This is a genomic window from Cytobacillus firmus DS1 (genome assembly GCF_000565285.1).
Classification (GTDB): domain Bacteria; phylum Bacillota; class Bacilli; order Bacillales; family Cytobacillaceae; genus Cytobacillus; species Cytobacillus firmus_A.
Genome location: NZ_APVL01000022.1, coordinates 22,924 through 43,263 on the forward strand (window position 1 = coordinate 22,924; position 20,340 = coordinate 43,263).

Annotated in this window: 20 protein-coding genes; 17 read left to right on the forward strand and 3 right to left on the reverse strand. The window is 42.1% G+C overall.

The genetic code is table 11. The features are described 5' to 3' along the window. Positions 1-189: 189 nt before the first annotated feature. A complete protein-coding gene (locus PBF_RS20775; RefSeq protein ID WP_035332510.1) occupies positions 190-1,308 on the forward strand; it encodes a thermonuclease family protein in 1,119 nt (372 codons plus the stop codon). A gap of 96 nt (positions 1,309-1,404) precedes the next feature. On the opposite strand, the gene PBF_RS20780 is transcribed toward PBF_RS20775, so the two are convergent. Next, the gene (locus PBF_RS20780) at positions 1,405-1,635 is read right to left on the reverse strand and encodes a hypothetical protein (protein ID WP_235192302.1); all 231 of its coding nucleotides are present in this window, start codon (positions 1,633-1,635) and stop codon (positions 1,405-1,407) included. Positions 1,636-1,819: 184 nt separating this feature from the next. On the opposite strand from PBF_RS20780, the gene PBF_RS20785 reads away from it, so the two are divergent. From PBF_RS20785 to PBF_RS20795, 3 genes are all read left to right on the forward strand, one after another. Further along, positions 1,820-2,761, forward strand: a complete 942-nt coding sequence (locus PBF_RS20785; RefSeq protein WP_035332565.1) for a Gfo/Idh/MocA family protein — start codon at positions 1,820-1,822, stop codon at positions 2,759-2,761. 169 nt (positions 2,762-2,930) lie between these two features. Continuing rightward, positions 2,931-3,650: a YebC/PmpR family DNA-binding transcriptional regulator gene (locus PBF_RS20790; protein WP_035332512.1), complete on the forward strand. Its 720-nt coding sequence runs from the start codon at positions 2,931-2,933 to the stop codon at positions 3,648-3,650. A 371-nt stretch (positions 3,651-4,021) separates the two neighbouring features. Continuing rightward, a complete protein-coding gene (locus PBF_RS20795; RefSeq protein WP_035332513.1) occupies positions 4,022-4,213 on the forward strand; it encodes a hypothetical protein in 192 nt (63 codons plus the stop codon). Between the two features lie 52 nt (positions 4,214-4,265). Here the strand turns inward: PBF_RS20795 and PBF_RS20800 are convergent, their stop codons facing one another. Beyond that, on the reverse strand, positions 4,266-4,865 hold the full coding sequence (locus tag PBF_RS20800; protein WP_035332514.1) for a class D sortase: 600 nt from the start codon (positions 4,863-4,865) through the stop codon (positions 4,266-4,268). Continuing rightward, positions 4,862-6,046 (reverse strand): processed acidic surface protein, encoded by a 1,185-nt coding sequence (locus PBF_RS20805; protein WP_035332515.1) that lies wholly within the window; start codon positions 6,044-6,046, stop codon positions 4,862-4,864. The genes PBF_RS20800 and PBF_RS20805 overlap by 4 nt, the downstream gene beginning before the upstream one ends. A gap of 350 nt (positions 6,047-6,396) precedes the next feature. On the opposite strand from PBF_RS20805, the gene PBF_RS20810 reads away from it, so the two are divergent. The 13 genes from PBF_RS20810 to PBF_RS20870 all read left to right on the forward strand — a co-directional run bounded on the left by PBF_RS20810 (position 6,397) and on the right by PBF_RS20870 (position 20,213). Then, positions 6,397-9,783 (forward strand): hypothetical protein, encoded by a 3,387-nt coding sequence (locus PBF_RS20810; RefSeq protein ID WP_235192303.1) that lies wholly within the window; start codon positions 6,397-6,399, stop codon positions 9,781-9,783. 198 nt (positions 9,784-9,981) lie between these two features. Further along, entirely contained in the window at positions 9,982-11,289 is a 1,308-nt protein-coding gene (locus tag PBF_RS20815) for a phenylacetate--CoA ligase family protein (protein WP_035332517.1), read from the forward strand. Between the two features lie 34 nt (positions 11,290-11,323). Beyond that, entirely contained in the window at positions 11,324-12,283 is a 960-nt protein-coding gene (gene paaA / locus PBF_RS20820; RefSeq protein ID WP_035332518.1) for a 1,2-phenylacetyl-CoA epoxidase subunit PaaA, read from the forward strand. 9 nt (positions 12,284-12,292) lie between these two features. After that, entirely contained in the window at positions 12,293-12,658 is a 366-nt protein-coding gene (paaB, locus tag PBF_RS20825) for a 1,2-phenylacetyl-CoA epoxidase subunit PaaB (protein ID WP_035332519.1), read from the forward strand. A gap of 13 nt (positions 12,659-12,671) precedes the next feature. Then, on the forward strand, positions 12,672-13,472 hold the full coding sequence (paaC, locus tag PBF_RS20830) for a 1,2-phenylacetyl-CoA epoxidase subunit PaaC (RefSeq protein ID WP_200870078.1): 801 nt from the start codon (positions 12,672-12,674) through the stop codon (positions 13,470-13,472). A 21-nt stretch (positions 13,473-13,493) separates the two neighbouring features. Continuing rightward, positions 13,494-13,991, forward strand: coding sequence for a 1,2-phenylacetyl-CoA epoxidase subunit PaaD (paaD, locus tag PBF_RS20835; protein WP_051488966.1), 498 nt, complete (start codon positions 13,494-13,496; stop codon positions 13,989-13,991). A gap of 64 nt (positions 13,992-14,055) precedes the next feature. Beyond that, positions 14,056-14,364, forward strand: coding sequence for an EthD family reductase (locus PBF_RS20840; RefSeq protein WP_009334759.1), 309 nt, complete (start codon positions 14,056-14,058; stop codon positions 14,362-14,364). After that, positions 14,357-15,136 carry an enoyl-CoA hydratase-related protein gene (locus PBF_RS20845; protein ID WP_035332521.1) on the forward strand — a complete coding sequence of 260 codons (780 nt, stop codon included), beginning with the start codon at positions 14,357-14,359 and terminating at the stop codon, positions 15,134-15,136. Before PBF_RS20840 ends, PBF_RS20845 begins: the two co-directional genes overlap by 8 nt. A gap of 18 nt (positions 15,137-15,154) precedes the next feature. Continuing rightward, positions 15,155-15,928: an enoyl-CoA hydratase-related protein gene (locus PBF_RS20850; protein ID WP_035332522.1), complete on the forward strand. Its 774-nt coding sequence runs from the start codon at positions 15,155-15,157 to the stop codon at positions 15,926-15,928. A gap of 115 nt (positions 15,929-16,043) precedes the next feature. Then, entirely contained in the window at positions 16,044-16,910 is an 867-nt protein-coding gene (locus tag PBF_RS20855) for a 3-hydroxyacyl-CoA dehydrogenase (protein WP_035332524.1), read from the forward strand. Continuing rightward, complete coding sequence (locus PBF_RS20860; protein WP_035332525.1) at positions 16,907-18,103, forward strand: thiolase family protein; 1,197 nt, start codon at positions 16,907-16,909, stop codon at positions 18,101-18,103. Before PBF_RS20855 ends, PBF_RS20860 begins: the two co-directional genes overlap by 4 nt. Before the next feature lie 172 nt (positions 18,104-18,275). After that, the gene (gene paaX, locus PBF_RS20865; RefSeq protein ID WP_035332527.1) at positions 18,276-19,151 is read left to right on the forward strand and encodes a phenylacetic acid degradation operon negative regulatory protein PaaX; all 876 of its coding nucleotides are present in this window, start codon (positions 18,276-18,278) and stop codon (positions 19,149-19,151) included. Between the two features lie 111 nt (positions 19,152-19,262). Continuing rightward, the gene (locus PBF_RS20870) at positions 19,263-20,213 is read left to right on the forward strand and encodes an NAD(P)H-dependent flavin oxidoreductase (RefSeq protein ID WP_035332528.1); all 951 of its coding nucleotides are present in this window, start codon (positions 19,263-19,265) and stop codon (positions 20,211-20,213) included. The last annotated feature ends 127 nt before the right edge of the window (positions 20,214-20,340 follow it).

The following is a 20,340-nucleotide window of genomic DNA, read 5'->3' on the forward strand; positions in this document are numbered from 1 at the left end:
GTTTTGAAAGATTGTTAACAATTTGAGTTGATTGCAGAGGAAATCAACGGCCGGGTTCATAAGCAAACAAAATTTTGAGAAAAGAGCTTATGTTTAACACCAGTTCTTTAGTGAATTGGTGTTTATATTTATGTGGAAAAAAGTTATGCCAATTTAGGATAATTTTTAAAAGGGGAGAGAAAAAAGAGTTTGAAAGTTATAAGATGGACTATTATCACTATTGCTATTGTGTTTATGCTGTTAATGAGCATAGCTGCTCCTGCAGCATTTATCGGGTTAGCTGTCTTTTTAATTGGTTTATATTTAAATAGCCAGCACCGTAAATCTAGAATTAATTTTAAAAAATCGGGCTGGTTAATGGCAGCAGGCTTCATTTTATCCATTTTTTTAGCAGCTGCAGACCCCGATGCAACTGAAACTGTTAATGATCCTGAAAAGGAACAAATACAATCAGAAGACAATGAAGCAGATAAGAAAGCTGAAGAAGAAAAGCTTGCCCAAGAGAAGGCTGAAGAAGAGGAAGTAAAAAAGCAATCGGAGGAGCAAGCAAGGCTAGAAGCAGAACAGGAAGAAAAACAGAAGCAGGAAGAGGCTGAAAAGCAAAAACAGGAACAGGAACAAAGTCAGGCTGCAGAGAGCTTGGGCCTTGAATTAGTTACCGTTGGCAGAGTAGTTGACGGTGACACAATTGAAACATCTGACCTGAGGAAAGTCCGCCTTATTGGAGTGAACACTCCCGAATCAACAACAAGAGTAGAAGAATACGGAAAAGAAGCAAGCCAATTTACCACATCTGAACTGACTGGCAAGAAAATCTGGATGCAAAAGGATGTCTCAGACACAGATCGGTATGGCCGCCTGCTGAGAATCGTTTGGCTGGACATCCCGGCGGATGATATGGACGAAGATGAAATACGTGAAAAAATGTTCAATGCCCATTTGGTTCTGAATGGTTATGCGGAACCATCCACCTACAATCCGGATGTAAAATACAGTGAATACTTCAGAAAATTCGGCAGGGAAGCAAGAGAAGCCCACAAAGGGTTATGGGCTCTCGGAGATGAAGGAACGACTAAAGGGGACCTGGATTCTGCAGCTGCGAGCGGTACGTCAAGTATTACCGGTAATAGCGGGTCGAATGACAGCAGCAGTACAGCCGGCGATACAAATTCTTCAGAAAGCGGTTCAGAGTCCTATCAAAACTGTACAGAGTTAAGGAAAGTATATCCTGATGGTGTGCCATCTACACATCCTGCTTATGACTCAAAGCATGATAGAGATAAGGACAATTATGCTTGCGAACGATAAGAGAAAGGCTGGCTCCTGATATAGAGCCAGCCTCTTTTAAATGGCTGCAATAGTAAAAAAAATAAAAATTAAGAACACTGGCGCCTGCCCAGTGCTCTATGAGGTCCTTTTATGGTGCCCATTCAATTTTATAAGAGAACCTCTTTTAATCCAATAATGAAAGTTTTCTGCAGGGAAAACTCCGCGTCCATTCGATCTGTCCATCTGAATGACAACGCTGTTCTGGGTCACCTCCAGAATTTTAAGTGTTTGGGAGCGGTAAAGATTTGGCATGAAAGTACTTGTGATTTCAAATTGCATATCCTTATCCAGGTTCAACGGTGGCACCTCCTACTTGTTTTATTAAAATTATTATCTCCATACAAAGTTTTTCTATCCAATTATTGGCCAGTATATTTTGGTCTATGTTCTATGAACTATAAGATGGATTAAACTTTTGAATGTTTTGAATTAAAGGTATAATTCAACTAAGTACATGATTTTTTATAAGAAGGTGAAGTATGTGAGAGAAATGATTAAAGTTGGATTAATAGGGATGGGTGCCGTAGGGGAAAGAATACTCCGTCAATTTCGGCAGCATGAGGAGTTTGATATTGCAGCACTTTGTGATCGAAATGCCGGACGATTAGATAAATTTAGGGCTGAGCTGCCGGATGCTGCAATGCATGCAAATTATTTGGATTTGCTTCAGGATGAAACCATCAAGCTTATCTATTTAGGGGTTCCACCAAAATTTCATCATTCAATAGCAATGGATATTATAAAGAGCGGCAAGCATCTTCTTTGTGAGAAGCCTTTAGCCAATTCCATTGAAGAGGCAAAAGAAATGTGTGAAGCGGCTGAGAATGCCGGGATGATCCATGCAATGAATTTTCCCATGGCATATAGTCCGGCTTTTAAAATGTTTAGGAATAAGATACATAATGGTGAACTTGGTAAGATTAAGAAAGTCGAACTGCACCTGCAGTTTAAGCAATGGCCGCGTGAATGGCAGCAGAACGATTGGATATCAAACAGGGAACAGGGAGGCTTTATCAGGGAAGTAGCGCCACATTTTATTCACATGATTCACGATACATTCGGAGAACTGGACATTGTCCATTCTTCTGTTGAATACCCTGAAGATGAACGGTTATGTGAAACAAGCTTTTCCACTTTATTAACGCTGCCAGGCGGCATTCCAGTTCTGTTTAGCGGAATAGCCGGAATCGGACAGCAAGAACACCTGTCTTTTAAAGTATTTGCTGATAAAGGCACTTTGGATATGCAGAACTGGAGTATTCTGGTTCAAAGTACCACTGAAAACAGCGGAGAAATTATAAAGCTAGATGAACCGGAAACCAGTCTTCCAGCAGAGCTTCTCAAAGCACTAAGAGGAGATAAAGCGTTATTAGTATCCTTCAAAGAAGGGCACCAGGTGCAAAAGGTATTAGAAAGAATCCTATTGAGCTGATCAGAGGCACATTTGTGTCTCTTTTTTCACTTATAAGCCAACAGTCATTATCAAGAAACAATGCTCGAAAAAAACAGGTGTCTTAATGTATAATAATTTAGTGAGAGTTATTCAGAATACTGAAGACTCTATTACTTATTTGATCCAAAGTTGAAAGAGAGTGGGACATATGGGCCGTAAATGGAACAATATCAAAGAAAAGAAAGCATCAAAAGACGCAAATACGAGCCGTGTATATTCCAAGTTTGCACTTGAAATATATGTGGTTGCCAAGCAAGGTGAGCCTGATCCGGAAGCAAACCAGGCTTTAAAATTTGTGCTCGAACGTGCAAAAACATATAACGTGCCAAGAAATATCATTGATCGTGCAATTGAAAAAGCGAAAGGCGGAGCGGAAGAAAACTATGATGAGCTTCGCTACGAAGGATTCGGGCCAAGCGGATCCATGGTTATAGTTGATGCATTGACTAATAACGTAAATCGCACAGCATCTAACGTACGTGCTGCATTCGGAAAAAATGGCGGGAATATGGGTGTGAGCGGATCTGTTTCCTATATGTTCGACTCAACCGCTGTTATCGGCATTGAAGGCAAATCTGAGGAAGAAGTGCTGGAAATCCTGATGGAAGCAGACGTGGATGCACGTGATATTCTGGAAGAAGATGATACGGTAATCGTCTATGCAGAACCCGATCAGTTTCATGCAGTTCAGGAAGCATTCAAGTCAGCAGGCATTATTGAGTTTGCTGTTGCTGAATTAACAATGCTCCCGCAAAATGAAGTCACCCTTGAAGCTGATGCAGAGGCACAATTTGAAAAGCTGATTGACGCCCTTGAAGACCTGGAAGATGTCCAGCGTGTATATCATAATGTAGACTTTGGTGAATAATGGAGAAGAGGAGTCCGCTTAATTGCAGGACTCCATTTTTATTGAGTCCTAATTACCATAACTTTATTATGTAAACTTGAAAATAAGTATTCCATTATCATCTCGAAGAAATGAAATAGTATTATTGGAGAAATATGATTTTCTATTAAAATTGGTGGCGGTAATTGCAGTTTTATGGTGATATTACTTGATATCTGTCGAATAGCGGATTGATAGCATATGCTATCTTCCTGCCTGATACAGATAATGACTTTAACTTCCCGTTGTAAGCTTTTAATTCTGGTAATTGGAAAATAACTGAAATAAGTATTTCTGTGTTTTAATCACTGCAGTGATGGGAACAAAAATAGGGAAAGGAGAGTTTTACACACATGAATACGTTTAAGGTTATTTATACTTTTGAAAAAGGTGTTACCGTAACAGAAGAGATTGAGGCAGAAAATAAATCCGAGGTAATCGGGAGCATTAAAGATCTGGAAGGGTATGTAGAACTGACATGTACTGAAGGTCACTATCACCGATTTGATTTCGCTGATGTAAAACTAGTCACAATCACAGAATAAAAGGAAGGCCGGAATCGGCCTCCCTCAAAGCCCGCCTGATTAGCGGGCTTCTTTACTTTCTTACGAGGTCTCCAATCAGAATGTACCTCTGTGGTGCATCTCCAATAAAATTAAATGGGTAACAGGTGGTTACAGTCAGAGTTGCCCTGGGTTTAGGGACAATAACTGTTCTGTCGTCTGCGTCGACAATTCTAATTTTACGCACCTTGTAGGTAAATTCTCCTGCAGAAGTCCTCACCACAAGCAGATCGCCTGTCTCTAATTCGCCAAGTTTACGAAAGACGGTATCCCTGTGGCCGGACAGGACAGAATTGTCTTCTTCTCCAGGAAGGACGCTGCCTGCATAATGGCCAACGCCTTTTTCCAGCTCATCCTCATCCGTGCCATGAAAGATTGGCAAATCCGCTGATATCCTCGGTATTGACAAAACACCCATTTCTTCGCCAATTTTAGGACGGACAGTGTAAAGGTTGTTTGGCTCCGTTTTTTGTGCCGCCTTCACTTCTGTTTTAACATTGCTGCTGGGGGAAGCTATATGGGCTGAAGTCTTTTGATTATTCAAATATGGCATAAGATTTGAGGCAGCAAGCCAAATCCCGCCCAAAATAAAAGCCAGACCGATAACTCCTTTTATCGTGAGTTTTCTTATCACGCCTCTTTCACTTTCCGTCTGAGTAAAATGGCAATTCCTATAAGGAGAAGTCCTATGCCTGCTAAAACTCCTTCAAAATAGTTTCCTGCTGTATTTGGCAGTTTTCCGCCTTTAACAGTTTTTACATGCTTTGAAACTTGTTTCACTTTATCAGGATCTTGTTTTTTAATTACCGTTTCGGCCTGATTCAAATCTGTCACTGTGTCTTCAATTAGCTCAGAACTGAACATATCTGCTGTAATAATCATATCTGCCAGGAACTGGCCTTGTGTATTATAAAGCTCTATAAGCAGGTCATAGCCGTTTGTGTCTTCTAAAGCAACCATTTCAGCTGTTGTTAAATGGATTTTATCACCATTTTTAACAAGGTAAAACTCGGCATCAAGCTGGAACAGATTCATCATTTCCTGCATAATGCTGATAAGTTCAGCAATTTCTGTTTCTGTTAAGTCGTCGGCACTGTCAAATTCGCCAAATGCCATTAACCGGCTTTCAAGGTTCATCATTTTATCGAGCAATTCCGGATTCTCGAAATCCAAGGTCATAAAATGTGCAAATAATGCTTCAAGTTCTTCATCAGTAAGATCTATGTCTCCAAGTATTTGAGTCATTTCGTCTTCACCGGGCAATTCATCGGCGCCCAGATAAATCGAAACCATTATATCAAGATCCTCAATATATTCGTAGTTTTCTAGGGAGTCATCGTTCTCTTTAAGCAGAGAAAGGAGCTCCTCTTTTGTCAGTCCGTAATCAGTTAAGAGCTGCTGAAGAGTTTCGTCATTAATTTCGGTACCTGTATAGGTTAAAAAAGAAACAGTGGAATCCAATGCATCAATATATCTGAAAACATCGCGAACATCATCAGTTGTTTCCATTTCTCCATTCTCCACCAGCAGTGCCGTTAATTCTTCCTCATTTTCAAACCCATAGCCAGCTAAGAGCTGCTGAAGGTTTTCTTCAGAAATAGGCTCGCCAAGATATTCAATCATTTCTTCGATGGTCTCGAAATCTTCAATACTCATATCCCAAAAGTATTCCAAATGATCATTTAAGCCTTCTTCAGACCAATTTGTTTCCTCCAGGAATTCAGCCACTTCCTCATCGCTTGGTGCTGCAAGGCTGACAGCGGGAAACAGGCTCAACAAAAGGATCGATGCTATAACTATACTTAGTCTTTTCAATGGTGGTTCCTCCAAATAAGATAATTAATTCTAGAATAATATAATGGAAAAAATATTTTACGGATAGAATTGTTATTTGTGATTTTATTAGCTATAATATTTGGATTTTTTTGCAGCAGAAAAGGACGGAGGAAATGCTTGTTTAACAAGGGGTTTAATAATTTGGGCATAGAATTCAATTCAAAAAATGAGCGTGAAATTCCTTATTAAACCATTTCTTCCTGTAATTAAATAAGGTTTATATACCCATGCCGGAAGTAATAAATGCCAAAACAGGGATTGATTAATTGGTTCTAAATGTGTAAAATTACACTAATAAATCTGAATGAATAATATTCTATCTAAAAGAGGTGGATCCCTTGAACTCAGCAACAGAAAAATATCACCAGAACATATTTCAAGTTGAACTCACGAAATTGAAAGAGAAAGACTATATTTCATCAGAACATTATCAAATAACCATGAAAGCCCACTATCAGTACTATCAAGACCTTGAAGAGCTGAAAAGAGAGCACATAAAGGCTGCAAAGGAAATCAGTCAAAAGCCCATTCAGCAGGCAAAAAAAATTGAGAAAAAGAAATTATCTCAGGAAGAAATCCGGGAAAGGAATATTTCCTGGCTGCTGAATATTGGAGTCATCCTGCTCCTTATCGGAGGACTTTTTGTGGCAACAAGCAACTGGGCAACAATGTCAAATTTCATGAAAAGTGCATCCATTGCAGTTGTTTCACTTCTTTTCTATGGATTTGCGTTTATTTCAGGAAAGGTGTTGAAAATTGAAAGAACATCGTTTGCTTTCATTGTTCTCGGGAGTTTATTTTTGCCAATATTTATTTTGTCTATCGGCTGGTTTGAATTGCTTGGTTCGTACCTTTCCTATTATGGGGAAGGACGCTATATACTCGGAGCGGCAGGCAGTTTATTGATCTTTCCAGTATACAGTATATTTGCACAGAAACTGGGTTCACGGCTTTTTGTCTGGTTTGCTTTTATTGCCCTGTCTGCATGTGCTGGTTATGCTCTGGCAGCATTCAGCCTTGAAAATGACAGTTTTTATTTTGGATTGATGCTTTTTAATGCTCTTCTGTCTGCAGCCTTTCATCGTATGAAAAAGTATGCTTTTCTTAAATTGTTTACAAAAGAAATGGTTTACTTTGCTCAAATCAATTTAGTGATCTCTACTTTAATGATGCTTGTTTTTTTCAATAGCCATGTTTTTTACAGTGTGAATATCCTTCTGACAGCAGCCGTTTATTTATCAATGGTGTATGTAACTGGCAGGAAGGAGTTTCATTTCGTATTCAGCTTATTGGTTGTCTATGGTGCCTATCAGCTGATTGAAAATACGGTGTTAAATAAAGCTGGCCCAATTTTCTTTGCGATTGTCGGAATTGGTTTTCTGTTTGTTCCTAGAGTTATGGATAAGCAATACTCCTGGGAGAAGATTTTTAGACTGACCAGTGCAGCCGTTTCTATACTTGCTTTTCTCTATATTTCATTTGAAGGAATTCTTTTAATGGCCGGCGAACCCTCTGCATCACTTCTGCTGGCTTATATAATACTCGCGGTGCAATTTATATATTTGGCAAATGTTATGGCAAACGGGCTATTTGCCTACCTGGCACCTGTATTTTTAGCTGCTGCCCTATTCGAAGCAGTTCTTATGCTGGATGAAGCCGTTCCGTTCAACAATCTGGCTTTACCTGTTTTCTTCATTGGCTTTGTGCTTTTTATCAGTTTTGGGTATCTGCTTAAATATCCGATCTTAAAAGTCGTGGAATCAAGCTCACGGGATGTGGCTGTCAGTGTTATGTTGTTTTCGGTTGTGATTGCTTCAGGACTTCTTGATTGGCTTGCTGCAGGGACCATGCTATTAATCTTCAGCTTTGTCCTGTACCTCATGAATAAGGCTGAAAATCGGATCTTTTATAAAGAAGCGATTCCCTGGGCTATTCCATTGTCAATCGGGTTTGCCTTTATGTTTTATGGTGAACATCAGCGAAGCTATTCAAGCTTTTATCAGAATGAGCTGGGTATGGCCATGAATACCATATTGGCAAGTATAGCCCTCCTTATCCTTTATGGCATTCTTTCTAAGAGAGGGCACAAAAATCAAGCCAGAAACGTGTTTTTAATTTCGCTGGGATTTTATACAATCTCACTGTTTACATCAGCTGCTTTGACAATCAATGAAGTCTGGATGAGACCCGCAGTATTCATAGGCGGTATTATTATGTATCTTGCCCTGTACCGCATCCATAAGCAAAGCTGGATTCCGTATGCGTCAGCGTCGATTTCACTTTTAGCTTACTTTATGATCTTGATTGGTTTACCATTTAATTTAACAATTTTTAATTGGGTCCAATTTCCGCTAGGGGCATGGATTCTGCTTGGTGCGGCTTTCTATATTTCTAAAAAAGACTGTGTCCTGGCAAGAGGGTTCAGCTCGATTGGCCATATTTACATGCCTTTTGCCATGATCCTGACATTTTTCATTTATAGGGAAAACAGTATATGGGCCTTAATGGTCACCCTGGCAGTCTATTGGATCAGTTTCAGGGTTTCTGCAAAAGAGTGGAAAGTAAAGATATTCCTCTACAGCTCATTTATAACTTTGTTTTTGGTGATCTTGACGGGTATGGATCATATTTGGGAGGAGAGCAATAGTGAGTATGCCATATTATCAGTCAGCTGTGCCGTATTCATATTCTGGATGACTGGTAAAACTCAGGATAAACAGAGAAGTGTTTACTTTCTTATACCCTGGTCTGTGATTGGGATATTGGCTTTTCTGGCGTCATATCCCTTTGGGGTTCTGCCGTTTATCATTTCTATTATCTATACAGCAGGGTTAATCTTATATCTGCATAGAACCAGGCTTGATATCTTGGGTGCTATTCCATTGTTTTTATTGTATGCAGCAGTACTTAAATTCCTATTCATTAACGGTATTGCTCCAGATATGAAAATTGTGATTTCCGCAGGCTTCGGCCTGGCTGCGGTTTTCATCGGCAAAATGGTTTATGCCAAAATTTTTATGGGCAAAAAAGCGGATAGCTACACCATTATTTCCCTGCTATTTTTGCTTACCGCTTATCTTTTTCCGGCGGATTCCCTATGGGCGGAGGTTCTCCCTGGACTCCTGATCAGTGCGTTTTTATTTTTACAGAGGGGCAGGGTGGCATCCAAATACTATAGGCTGCCTGGATTGCTGGCAGGAGCGGTATTACTGGAGCCTTATTATAGTGTATTAAGAAATATTGAAATCCCGGATCTTTTTATAAGAGAGGCATATGTTCTCCCTTGGATCATCCTGATTATATTTGTCAGAAAAGTCCTGAAGGGACAGTACGCAAAGCTGACCAGCAAAATTCAGTGGGGAGTTCTTATAGCAGTATCCCTGCTGCTTGTACAGGATGCTCTTGCAAGTAATACGGTTTATGATGCGCTTATAGTCGGTACGCTCTCACTGATCTCGATGCTTGCTGGCACTTTTTGGAGGATAAAGTCTTATTTCTTTGTAGGTTCAGGAGTTCTGCTCCTGAATGTACTGCTTCAGACCAGACCTTATTGGGGGAACCTTCCTTGGTGGGCGTACCTTTTAATCGCCGGCTCTATTCTCATTTCTGCCGCAAGCTATAATGAATGGCAGAAACAAAAAACAGCAAGAGGTGAAGAGCCTTTAATTTCTAAATGGAAAAATAACATAATGAATAAATTAAAAGAATGGTCATAAGAAATTTAACCTAGCCTTTCAAGTACGTGGGCTAGGTCTTTTTATTAACTTTAGAATAAATAAGTAAATTTTCAGAAAATAAGTTGACTTTTTCCGGTTTACACGGTATCTTTGTGTTAAATATATAACACTTATTTTATCTAACGATAATTAAACGTTATATTAAATTATTATCCTAATATTCTGGGAGGTCATGTCTTGATTCTGCATGATATAGAAACGGAAAGCCGCGATATGATAGAAGAATTGCAGCTGTACCGGCTCAGGCAGACAGTGGAGAGAGTAAATAACCATGTGCCTTTTTATCGGAAAAAGTTTTTGGAAAGTAATATTGCACCTCAAGACATTACCAGCCTGGATGATATTCAAAAGCTGCCCTTTACTGTTAAAGCAGATTTGCGGGAACATTACCCATTCGGGCTTTTTGCTGTGGATAAAAAAGAAATTGTGCGTCTGCACGCTTCTTCAGGAACGAGCGGAAAGCCGACTGTAGCGGGCTACACCCGGAATGACATCGAAATGTGGAGCAATCTGATAGCCAGGGCAATCTCCATAGGAGGAGGCGAACCTGGTCAGACATTGCATAATGCTTACGGATACGGGCTGTTTACCGGCGGATTGGGACTGCATTATGGCAGCGAACAGCTTGGCATGGCAACCGTACCTGTTTCTGGAGGAAATACTGAGCGACAAATTATGCTGATACAGGACTTTAAGCCGGAACTTATTTGCGGAACTCCATCATATGTCCTCAATTTAGCAGAGAAGATGGCGGAGCAGGGAATCGACCCGGCAAGTACATCATTAAAGTTTGGGATATTTGGTGCTGAGCCCTGGTCTGAAGAAATGCGGAGAGCGCTCGAATCTAAGCTTGGAATTAAAGCATGCGATATTTATGGGCTGAGTGAAGTTATGGGACCGGGTGTAGCTATGGAGTGCCATGAAGCTCAGGATGGGCTGCATATTGCAGAAGATCATTTCTATGCGGAGGTGATTGATCCGATAAATATGAAACCGCTTTCATATGGAGATGAAGGTGAGCTTGTTTTTACCAGTTTAACGAAGGAAGCTTTTCCTGTGATCCGCTATCGTACTGGTGACATTGCCTCCCTTTCTAAAGAGAAATGTGCGTGCGGGAGAACCACGATACGCATGAGCCGGGTGAAAGGACGCATTGACGATATGCTCAATGTTAATGGTGTAAACGTCTTTCCGTCCGAAATTGAACGGTGTATTCTTCAAGTGCCTGAGCTTGCTCCCCATTATCAGATCCACGTCCATAAAAAAGGAAGTTTAGAAGTTTTAGAGCTTCATGCTGAATGGAGCGAAGAGTTTTATAGGGATATGGGAGAAGCGGAATTCGTAAAAAAGAAGATTCAGGAAGCATTGAAACAAAACTGCTTTATTACCATCAGACTTGTTCTCCATCCGCCTAAAACGCTGCCGAGATCGGAAGGGAAGGCTGTCAGGATTGTAAGCCCGGCAGTGGGAAATGCAGTAACCTGAATGAATTATTTTAAACTCACTGGGGGTGAAACACATGTCAGAAGCTCTTTTCTTTCAAGAAATGACGGAAGAACAAAAATACGGGCAGTTCATGAAACGCATTAATGCAGGAGAAAAAATTGAAGCGGATGATTGGATGCCGGAAGATTATAGAATGACATTAATCAAATTAATTTCAATGCATGGTATCAGTGAAATTATGGGAGCACTTCCTGAAAAGGAATGGGTGCCGAAAGCTCCTTCATTAAAACGCAAGCTGGGCATCATGGCAAAGGTGCAGGATGAGATGGGACATGGTCAGCTGCTGCTTCGTGTTGCGGAGGATTTAATGAAGCCCCTCGGCAAAACCCGTGAAGATATTATGCAGGATTTATTCAGCGGCAGACTGAAATTCCATAATGTCTTTCATATGGAAGCACCAACATGGGGGGATGCCGGTCTGATTGGCTGGCTGGTTGACGGTGCAGCGATCATTACCCAGACCAATATGCTTAACGCTTCTTATGGACCTTATGCAAGAGCCCTTAAGAGAATTTGCGCTGAGGAGGTTTTTCATGCCCAGCATGGTGAAGCCATAATTATGGCCCTGGCTGAAGGAACCGGCGAGCAAAGAGCGATGGTTCAGGATGCGGTTAACCGATGGTGGGAAGCGCTGTTAATGTTCTTTGGCCCTGGTGACGCCTCTACAACAGGCACTTCCAAACAGGACACAACGATAAAATACAGAATTCGGACAAAGACGAACGAAGACTTAAGACAGGACTTTTTTACAAAATATATTCCACGTGTTCTCTCGCTTGGCCTCACTCTGCCGGACGAGACGATGCATTTCGATCAGGAGCGGGAGCTTTGGGTTTATAAGCAGCCTGATTGGAATAGGTTCAAGGACATTATTAAAAATAATGGGCCAAAATCTCAGGAGCGGCTCGGCCTCCGGCGCACAGCTTATGATACTAACAAATGGGTGCGGGAAGCTCTCAATACTGCAAACTAAACCGTTCATATGGGAGGGGTACCTTTGGGTAACGAAGGATTTTATCAGGAATATGAAGTTTTTAGTCAAAGAACAGATACCTCGCCTCTGCAATACCAATTTTCCCTGCTGGCGCCAAATCGGGAGCTTGCACTCGTCATGGCGCAGGAAAATTTTATGAGGAGAGAGCCGGCTGCTGATATCTGGGTCGTTAAACGCTCTGATATCCGAAAGCTGACTCCGGAAGAAAAGCAATCACTTCAGCGTCTGGACAACAAAGAATACCGCACGACAAAAGGATATGGCTATCTGAAGAAAAAGTGGCGCCAATATGAGCAGGAAATGCTTGATGAAAAGGAAATTCTTTCATGGGGAGGGATGAAGAAAGGTGACTGAGCCAGCAGGAAATATGCCTATCGACGCTAAGATTAAGCCGCCAATGACATCATTATTGTATCAGCTGGCTGACGATGATTTCATTCTTGCCTACCGTGGATCAGAGTGGCTTGGCCTGGCGCCTCACATAGAAGAGGATGTCGCCTTTTCATCCATCAGCCAGGATACCATGGGCCATGCGGCCATGTTTTATCAGCTGCTGGCTGATCTCGGGGAAGGCAATGTAGACAGTCTTGCTCATGCAAGAAAAACATCTGAAAGGAGAAATGCTGTCCTTTTGGAATTGGTAAATGGACCAGGTCATTATCTGTCTTCAGCACAATATGACTGGGCATTTGCGGTTGTAAGAAATTATTTTTATACCCAAGCGAAAAAAATCAGAATGGATTCTCTGAAAAACTCTTCTTATCAGCCTTTAGCCGAAGTGGCATTAAAGGTCAATATGGAGCTTTATTACCACCTACTTCACTGGAAAACATGGTTTATACAGCTGATGCAGGCTGGCGGGGAAGCCAGAACGAGAATGGAAGCGGCCATTGGAAGGGTATTAGCGGATTTCGAAGGAGTCCTGAATTTGGGACCCCTGGCAAAAGAAATGGCTGAACATGGCCTCATTGAAAAGGAAGAAGTTTTAAAGCAGCGCTGGCTGTTTATCATGAAGCCTGTTTTTGAAACTGTCAAACTGGCAGTCTCAGAAGCAGACCTGGCTATGAAGACTGGAAACGGACGTATAGGAGAGCATACTGCCGACCTTGATGACGCTTTATCCACTTTGAGCGAGGTGTATAACATAAATCCAGCTGCAAGCTGGTAAGTTTTTTAAAGGGTGATGTAAATGGAGCAGGATCAAATATTGCTAAAAACCGCGTTAGAAGCGCTTCATAATGTTAAAGACCCTGAAATAGAAACCATTTCAATCGTTGATTTAGGAATGGTAGAACAGATTAAGGTGGAGGGTCAGTCAGTCTTGGTTAAACTGCTGCCTACTTTTATGGGATGCCCTGCCCTGGATATTATTCAAAAAAACGTTGAAGGAGAGCTGGGGAAAGCAGGGATTTTTGAAAAAATAGAAGTCCAGTTTATCTATCATCCGCCATGGACGTCTGACCGGGTAACAGAGACAGGCAGGATAAAGCTAAAGGAATTCGGAATCGCGCCACCTCCAAAATTCATGAGTGAAACGGGCGAATGGCATGTGGATTGTCCTTTTTGCGGGTCCGCATACACGACGATGGATAACCTTTTTGGCCCCACAGCCTGCCGCAGCATCTTATACTGCAAATCCTGCAGGAACCCTTTTGAAGCTATGAAACCAGTATCGACTATGATGTAGCAGATATCTTTAAAAAATAAAATCAAGTACGCAAAACTATTAAAAATTGAGAGGAAGTTGACAAATGGTAAAATTAATCGCTCTTTATAAGCATCCTGAAAATAAGGAGGCATTTGATGATCATTATTTTAACACGCACGCGCCCCTTACAGCCAAAATTCCGGGTCTCCGAAAAATGGAAGTTACAAAAATTGTGGGCAGCCCTATGGGAGGCGAAGGGAAGTACTATTTGATGTGCGAAATGTACTATGACAGCCATGAAGCATTGCAGGAAGCCATGAGAACAGACGAAGGCAAGGCATCAGGCAAAGACGCCATGAAATTTGCAGGTGATATTATCACACTTATGATCGGTGAGGAAGCAGATGAGTAAAAGCTATGAAACCATTGAAGTTTCACAGCAGGGAAAACTTGGTTTAATCGCTTTGAACCGGCCCAAGGTTCTAAATGCTATTAATAGTACGATGGTTTCAGAGATTCTTGCTGCAATGGAGGGCTTTGAGGCAGACTCAGCCGTCAAGGCAATCGTATTAAGCGGCAATGGTAGAGCCTTTGCAGCCGGGGCAGACATTGATGAAATGGCAAATGATCATGCGATCGATTTTGAGCTTCGCAATCAATTTAAAGATTGGGATCGGCTGGCCATGATCAAGAAACCGATTATCGGAGCGGTGCAGGGCTTTGCCCTTGGCGGAGGCTTTGAGCTAGCGTTATGCTGTGACTTACTTTATGCGGCGGATAATTCGGAATTTGGGTTTCCGGAGGTTAACCTTGGCGTAATGCCTGGTGCAGGCGGCACGCAAAGGCTTACTAAGCTTGTCGGAAAAACGAAAGCAATGGAATGGCTTTTTACCGGCAAAAGAATCTCGGCGAGGGAAGCCCTTCGCCACGGCATCGTCAACCAGCTTATAGCAGAAGAGCTTCTGCTCGAGGAAACAATGAAAGCGGCTGAGCAAATTTCCAGCCAGGCGCCAATTGCCATACGTCTTATAAAAGAAGCGGTCCTAAAGGCAGTTGACACACCTTTAAATGAAGGAATGGAATTCGAAAGAAAGAACTTCTACCTGTTATTCTCGACAGAAGATCAAAAAGAAGGAATGAATGCCTTTTTAGAAAAACGCAAGCCTCAGTTTAAAGGAAAGTAGAGGAGGTGTACATAGCGAATGTTTGAAACTGTTAAATACGAGGTCGAAAACGGTGTAGCATGGATTACCTTAAACCGGCCGGATAAGCTGAATGCGTTCACCGAACAGATGAATAAAGAGGTTCAGCATTCCGTAAAACAGGCAAGCAGAGATAAAGAAGTCAGATGTCTTGTCATTACAGGTGAAGGACGTGCATTCTGCTCCGGCCAAGATCTTCAGGGTGTAAATGAGGATATGAATCATGGTGAGGTTCTCCGGCGGTTCTATAATCCAATGGTGATGGAGATTCATAGATGCGAGAAACCTATTATCGCAGCTGTTAATGGGGTGGCAGCAGGTGCCGGCATGAGTCTTGCTTTAGCCTGCGATTTCAGGCTCCTGTCTGAAAAAGCCAGTTTTTTAGAAGCTTTTATTCATGTCGGGCTTGTGCCTGATGCCGGAAATCTATACTTTCTGCCAAAACTGATCGGTCATGCCAAAGCTATGGAGCTTGCTGTGCTTGGTGAAAAAATTAATGCAGAGGAAGCCAAAGAGCTGGGCCTTGCTACTAAGGTAATTCCTATGGAGCAATGGCAGGCTGAAATAACTGCTTTTGCAGAAAGGCTTGCCAGTATGCCGACAGCGGCGATTGCCGTAATCAAGAAAAACCTGAAAGCGAGCTGGCATTCAACTCTGGAAGAAAGTCTGGAGCGGGATGCACAAGGACAGCGGATTGCGGGCCTTACTCTTGATCATAAAGAGGGTGTAGCGGCATTTATGCAAAAGCGGAAGCCTGTGTTTCAAGGGAAATAACCTTTGTAAAACTATAAAACTTAGACACACTTTTAGAATATTTGCCCGTTATATGGTTTGCGAGCATCTCGTATCGGGTGCTCGTCTTTTTTTAAACTGAAAGGAGGAGTATACCTTGAAAAATATTGTCGTGATCGGTTCAGGTGTCATGGGGCGCGGGATTGCGTATGTAAGTGCAGTCGGGGGCTTCCATACAACCCTTGTAGATATCAGCCAGGAGCAATTAATCCGGGCGGAAAAAGAGATTGACAGCATCTTTGAAAAAGGGCTCGAGAGGAAGAAAATTACAGCCGTTGATATGGAAGAAAGCAAGAACCGGCTTAACTATTCTGTAAGTCTTGCACAGCATGTAAGTGAAGCAGATCTTGTTATTGAAGCCGTCCCTGAAGTGATGGATATAAAGAGAAATATTTTTGAAGTCATCGATCAGCACGCTTCAGAGCATTGCTGTTTTGCAACAAACACCTCTACCATGAGTCCAACTGAGATTGGGTCCTTTACCAATCGCCCGGACAAAGTGATTGCCATGCATTTCTTTAACCCGGTCCATAAAATGCCGCTTGTAGAAATTATTAAAGGACTTGAAACGAGCGAAGAAACAGCACAGTTAATAAAACATGCTGCCGAGCAAATGGGAAAAGAGACAGTCGTCATTAATGAGTTTCCGGGCTTTGTGACGAGCAGGATCAGCGCGCTCGTGGGAAATGAGGCATTTTATATGCTCCAGGAAGGTCTTGGTACTCCCGAAGAAATTGATAAAGCCATTAAGCTTGGTCTGAACTATCCCATGGGCCCTTTCGAACTGGGCGACCTTGTCGGCCTCGATACGCGCCTGAATAATTTAAAATACCTTCACAGCAAGCTGGGTGAAAAATACCGGCCGGCACCGCTTCTTGAACAATATGTAAAAGCAGGCAGGCTTGGACGCAAAACAGGCAGAGGTGTTTATGATTACACTGCCAGAGAGGAGGTCAGGCAATGAGAAAAGCGGTAATTATTGATGCTGTCAGGACTCCGATTGGAAGATATAAAGGCGGGTTAAAGGATATCCGTCCCGATGATTTGGGAGCTATCGTTATTAAGGCCCTGCTGGATAGAAACCCCATAGTGGACCCTTCAGAAATTGAAGAGGTCATAATGGGAAATGCAAACCAGGCAGGAGAAGATAATCGCAATGTCGCCAGGATGGCAGCCTTGCTCGCCGGTTTGCCTGTCGAAGTGGCTGCTTCAACGGTTAACCGGCTTTGCGGATCTGGGTTAGATGCGGTTAATTATGCTGCACGCGCTATTTTGGCAGGAGAAGGAAATATTTTTATTGCCGGTGGTACGGAAAGCATGACCCGTGCACCATTTGTCATGGCAAAGCCAAGCAGCGAGTTTCCAAGAGGGAATATGGAAATGTATGACACAACCATCGGCTGGCGATTTACAAACAGCAGGCTTGAGAATATGTATGGTGCCGAAAGCATGCCTAAGACGGCAGAAAATGTTGCAGAGAAATATGGTATATCCCGAGAAGAACAGGACCAGTTTGCATTTGAAAGCCAGAAGAGAGCAAAATCAGCTATTGAAAACGGGTTACTTGACGATGAAATCATTCCTGTTACATACATGGATAAAAAAGGGGAAGAAATCACGATTTCACATGATGAGCATCCCCGTCCGGAAACAACTTATGAAAAGCTCTCAAGTTTAAAGCCCATCTTCCAGGGGGGAACTGTTACGGCCGGCAATGCTTCAGGGGTTAACGACGGTGCCTCTGCATTGCTGCTGATGTCTGAGGAAAAAGCCCGTGAACTGGGGTTAAAGCCCCTCGGATCTTATATTGTTTCCGCAGCAGCAGGGCTTGAGCCGTCGATTATGGGAGCAGGTCCTGTTTATTCCACTCAGAAAGCCTTAAAGAGGGCGGGACTTACCATGAGTGATATAGATTTAACCGAATTAAATGAAGCGTTTGCTTCACAATCCCTCGCCTGCATCAAAGAACTGGGCGCAGATCCGGAACGGGTAAACGTGAATGGAGGAGCGATTGCATTTGGCCATCCGCTTGGGGCGAGCGGCGCACGTATCCTGACAACATTATTGCATGAGATGAAGCGCAGGAATTCTAAATATGGCCTGGCAACGATGTGTGTGGGTGTCGGGCAGGGGATATCAACAATTGTTGAGCGCTGACCATACAGATGTTAGTCTCTATGGTTTTTAAATTTTTTATAGATTCTATAGATGATGCATCAATTATTTAGCATGCCGAAAAAGTATTTTCAAAACTGCCTAATTTTAGTACAATAATATATAACGAAATTTTTCCGTTCAACCGACATGATGAAATGAGGATGAAGGCAAGTTGAATACGAGATCAATGATTTTTACACTTTATGGTGATTATATTTCACATTATGGAAGCAAAATTTGGATCGGCAGCCTTATAAAGCTTTTAAGTGAATTTGGGCACAATGACCAGTCCGTCAGAGCGGCTATATCAAGAATGAATAAGCAGGGCTGGGTAAGTGCAGAAAAGATCGGCAATAAAAGTTATTATTCCTTAACGCCAAGAGGCCAGAAAAGGATTGAGGAAGCGGCTAAGCGTATCTTTAAATTAAAGCCTGAGGAGTGGGATGGCGAGTGGCGCATCCTGATGTATACAATCCCCGAGGAAATACGCAGTGTGAGGGATGAATTGCGCAAGGAGCTTGTATGGAGCGGTTTTGGATCGATGTCCAACAGCTGCTGGATCTCTGCTAATAATCTTGAGAAACAAGTATTTGATTTGATTGAGAAATATGATATTGCCAACTATGTTGATTTCTTTATTGCCCGTTATGCAGGTCCGCATAAAAATATCGAAATTGTAGAAAAAAGCTGGAACCTGACAGAAATCAACGAAAAATACCAGGAGTTTATTTCCCAATACAGCCAGAAATATATCATTGATAAAAATAAGATTCTGAAAGGAAATATGACTGATGCAGAATGTTTCGTAGAAAGAACGAAGCTTGTGCATGAATACCGGAAATTCCTGTTTGTGGATCCTGGACTCCCTGAAGAGCTTCTTCCTGATAAGTGGCTGGGCAGTCATGCTGCTGCCTTATTCAGTGAATATTATAAAGAACTCGCAGAACCCGCATCCAGATTCTTTGAGAGTGTATTTAAGGAAGGCAATGAACTTAAAAACCGAGATGCTGATTATGACGCATTAAATCACCCTTACATGGTTGAGTGAAAATAAGCCATCCTGCTGAAGAGGAAACAGGATGGCTCTTTTTGTGGTGGCTCTCCAATTGTCAAACTATTGAGATCAGCATAACATTATTTTAACGAAGGAGGAATTTAATTGAATGGGTTAACGGACATCTTAACTATTAAATATCCAATTATTCAAGGCGGCATGGGGAATATCAGCAATGCCATTTTAACAGCGGCAGTCTCGGAAGCCGGCGGGCTTGGTACGATCGGAGCAGGAACAATGCCTCCTGAAGAAGTGGAAAGAATAATTGAGGAAACTAAGAGTTTAACAGATAAGCCATTTGCTGTTAACGTTGCATTAAGTGTCTCCCCATATGTAAAGGAAATCCTTTCTCTTGTCATTAAACATAAGATTCCTGCAGTTTCCCTTTCGGCCGGAAACCCTGCTCCTTTTATTCCAAAGCTTCATGAAAATGGGGTGAAGGTCATAACTGTGGCTGCTTCCGTAAGACAGGCGATGAAAGCAGAGGCAGCAGGAGCTGATATCATTGTTGCTGAAGGGTATGAGGCAGCTGGAATCAATAGTGCTCTTGAAACAACTACACTCGTATTGATCCCTCAAATAATAGAAAAGGTGTCAGTTCCGGTCGTGGCTGCAGGAGGAATCGGTGATGGAAAAGGGCTTGCTGCCATGCTTGCCCTGGGGGCGAGCGGTGTACAAATGGGCACCAGATTCATTGCAACCAAAGAAGCGCCATTTCATCCGCAGTATAAAAAGAAAATTATTGAAGCATCCGATCATGAAACCCTTATAGTGGGGCGTTCAGTTGGAAGAATACGCAGAGTGCTTTCCACCGGATATGTCAATAAATTACTGGATTACGAAAAACAAGGGATTTCTCTTGATGAGTTTAATAAGCTCACTTCAGAAGACTTTCATAAAATTGGAGCGATAAATGGAAACGGTGACGAAGGTTTTATGAACAGCGGCCAGATAGCTGGCCTGATTGCGGATCTCCCGAGCGTAAAGGAACTTTTGGATAAAATGATAGAGGATGCTGAGCTCCAGCTTCAAAAGGCTAAGCAGCTATTAAATTAGCAAGCAGGGTTAGATGCACCTGCTTGCTTTTTTGCAAAGAGAATTTATTAAAATATATCAAATTTTTAGAATATTATTGACACTCTTGGGTTCAGGGTGATAATATAACGTTGTATTTACGATATCT

Coding starts and splice junctions, on each gene's coding strand:
- paaC (WP_200870078.1), top strand. CDS start 12,672: ATGCCTATCGACGCTAAGATTAAGCCGCCAATGACATCATTATTGTAT.
- paaD (WP_051488966.1), top strand. CDS start 13,494: ATGGAGCAGGATCAAATATTGCTAAAAACCGCGTTAGAAGCGCTTCAT.
- PBF_RS20840 (WP_009334759.1), top strand. CDS start 14,056: ATGGTAAAATTAATCGCTCTTTATAAGCATCCTGAAAATAAGGAGGCA.
- PBF_RS20785 (WP_035332565.1), top strand. CDS start 1,820: ATGATTAAAGTTGGATTAATAGGGATGGGTGCCGTAGGGGAAAGAATA.
- PBF_RS20795 (WP_035332513.1), top strand. CDS start 4,022: ATGAATACGTTTAAGGTTATTTATACTTTTGAAAAAGGTGTTACCGTA.
- paaB (WP_035332519.1), top strand. CDS start 12,293: ATGGGAGGGGTACCTTTGGGTAACGAAGGATTTTATCAGGAATATGAA.
- PBF_RS20790 (WP_035332512.1), top strand. CDS start 2,931: ATGGGCCGTAAATGGAACAATATCAAAGAAAAGAAAGCATCAAAAGAC.
- PBF_RS20850 (WP_035332522.1), top strand. CDS start 15,155: ATGTTTGAAACTGTTAAATACGAGGTCGAAAACGGTGTAGCATGGATT.
- PBF_RS20860 (WP_035332525.1), top strand. CDS start 16,907: ATGAGAAAAGCGGTAATTATTGATGCTGTCAGGACTCCGATTGGAAGA.
- paaA (WP_035332518.1), top strand. CDS start 11,324: ATGTCAGAAGCTCTTTTCTTTCAAGAAATGACGGAAGAACAAAAATAC.
- PBF_RS20845 (WP_035332521.1), top strand. CDS start 14,357: ATGAGTAAAAGCTATGAAACCATTGAAGTTTCACAGCAGGGAAAACTT.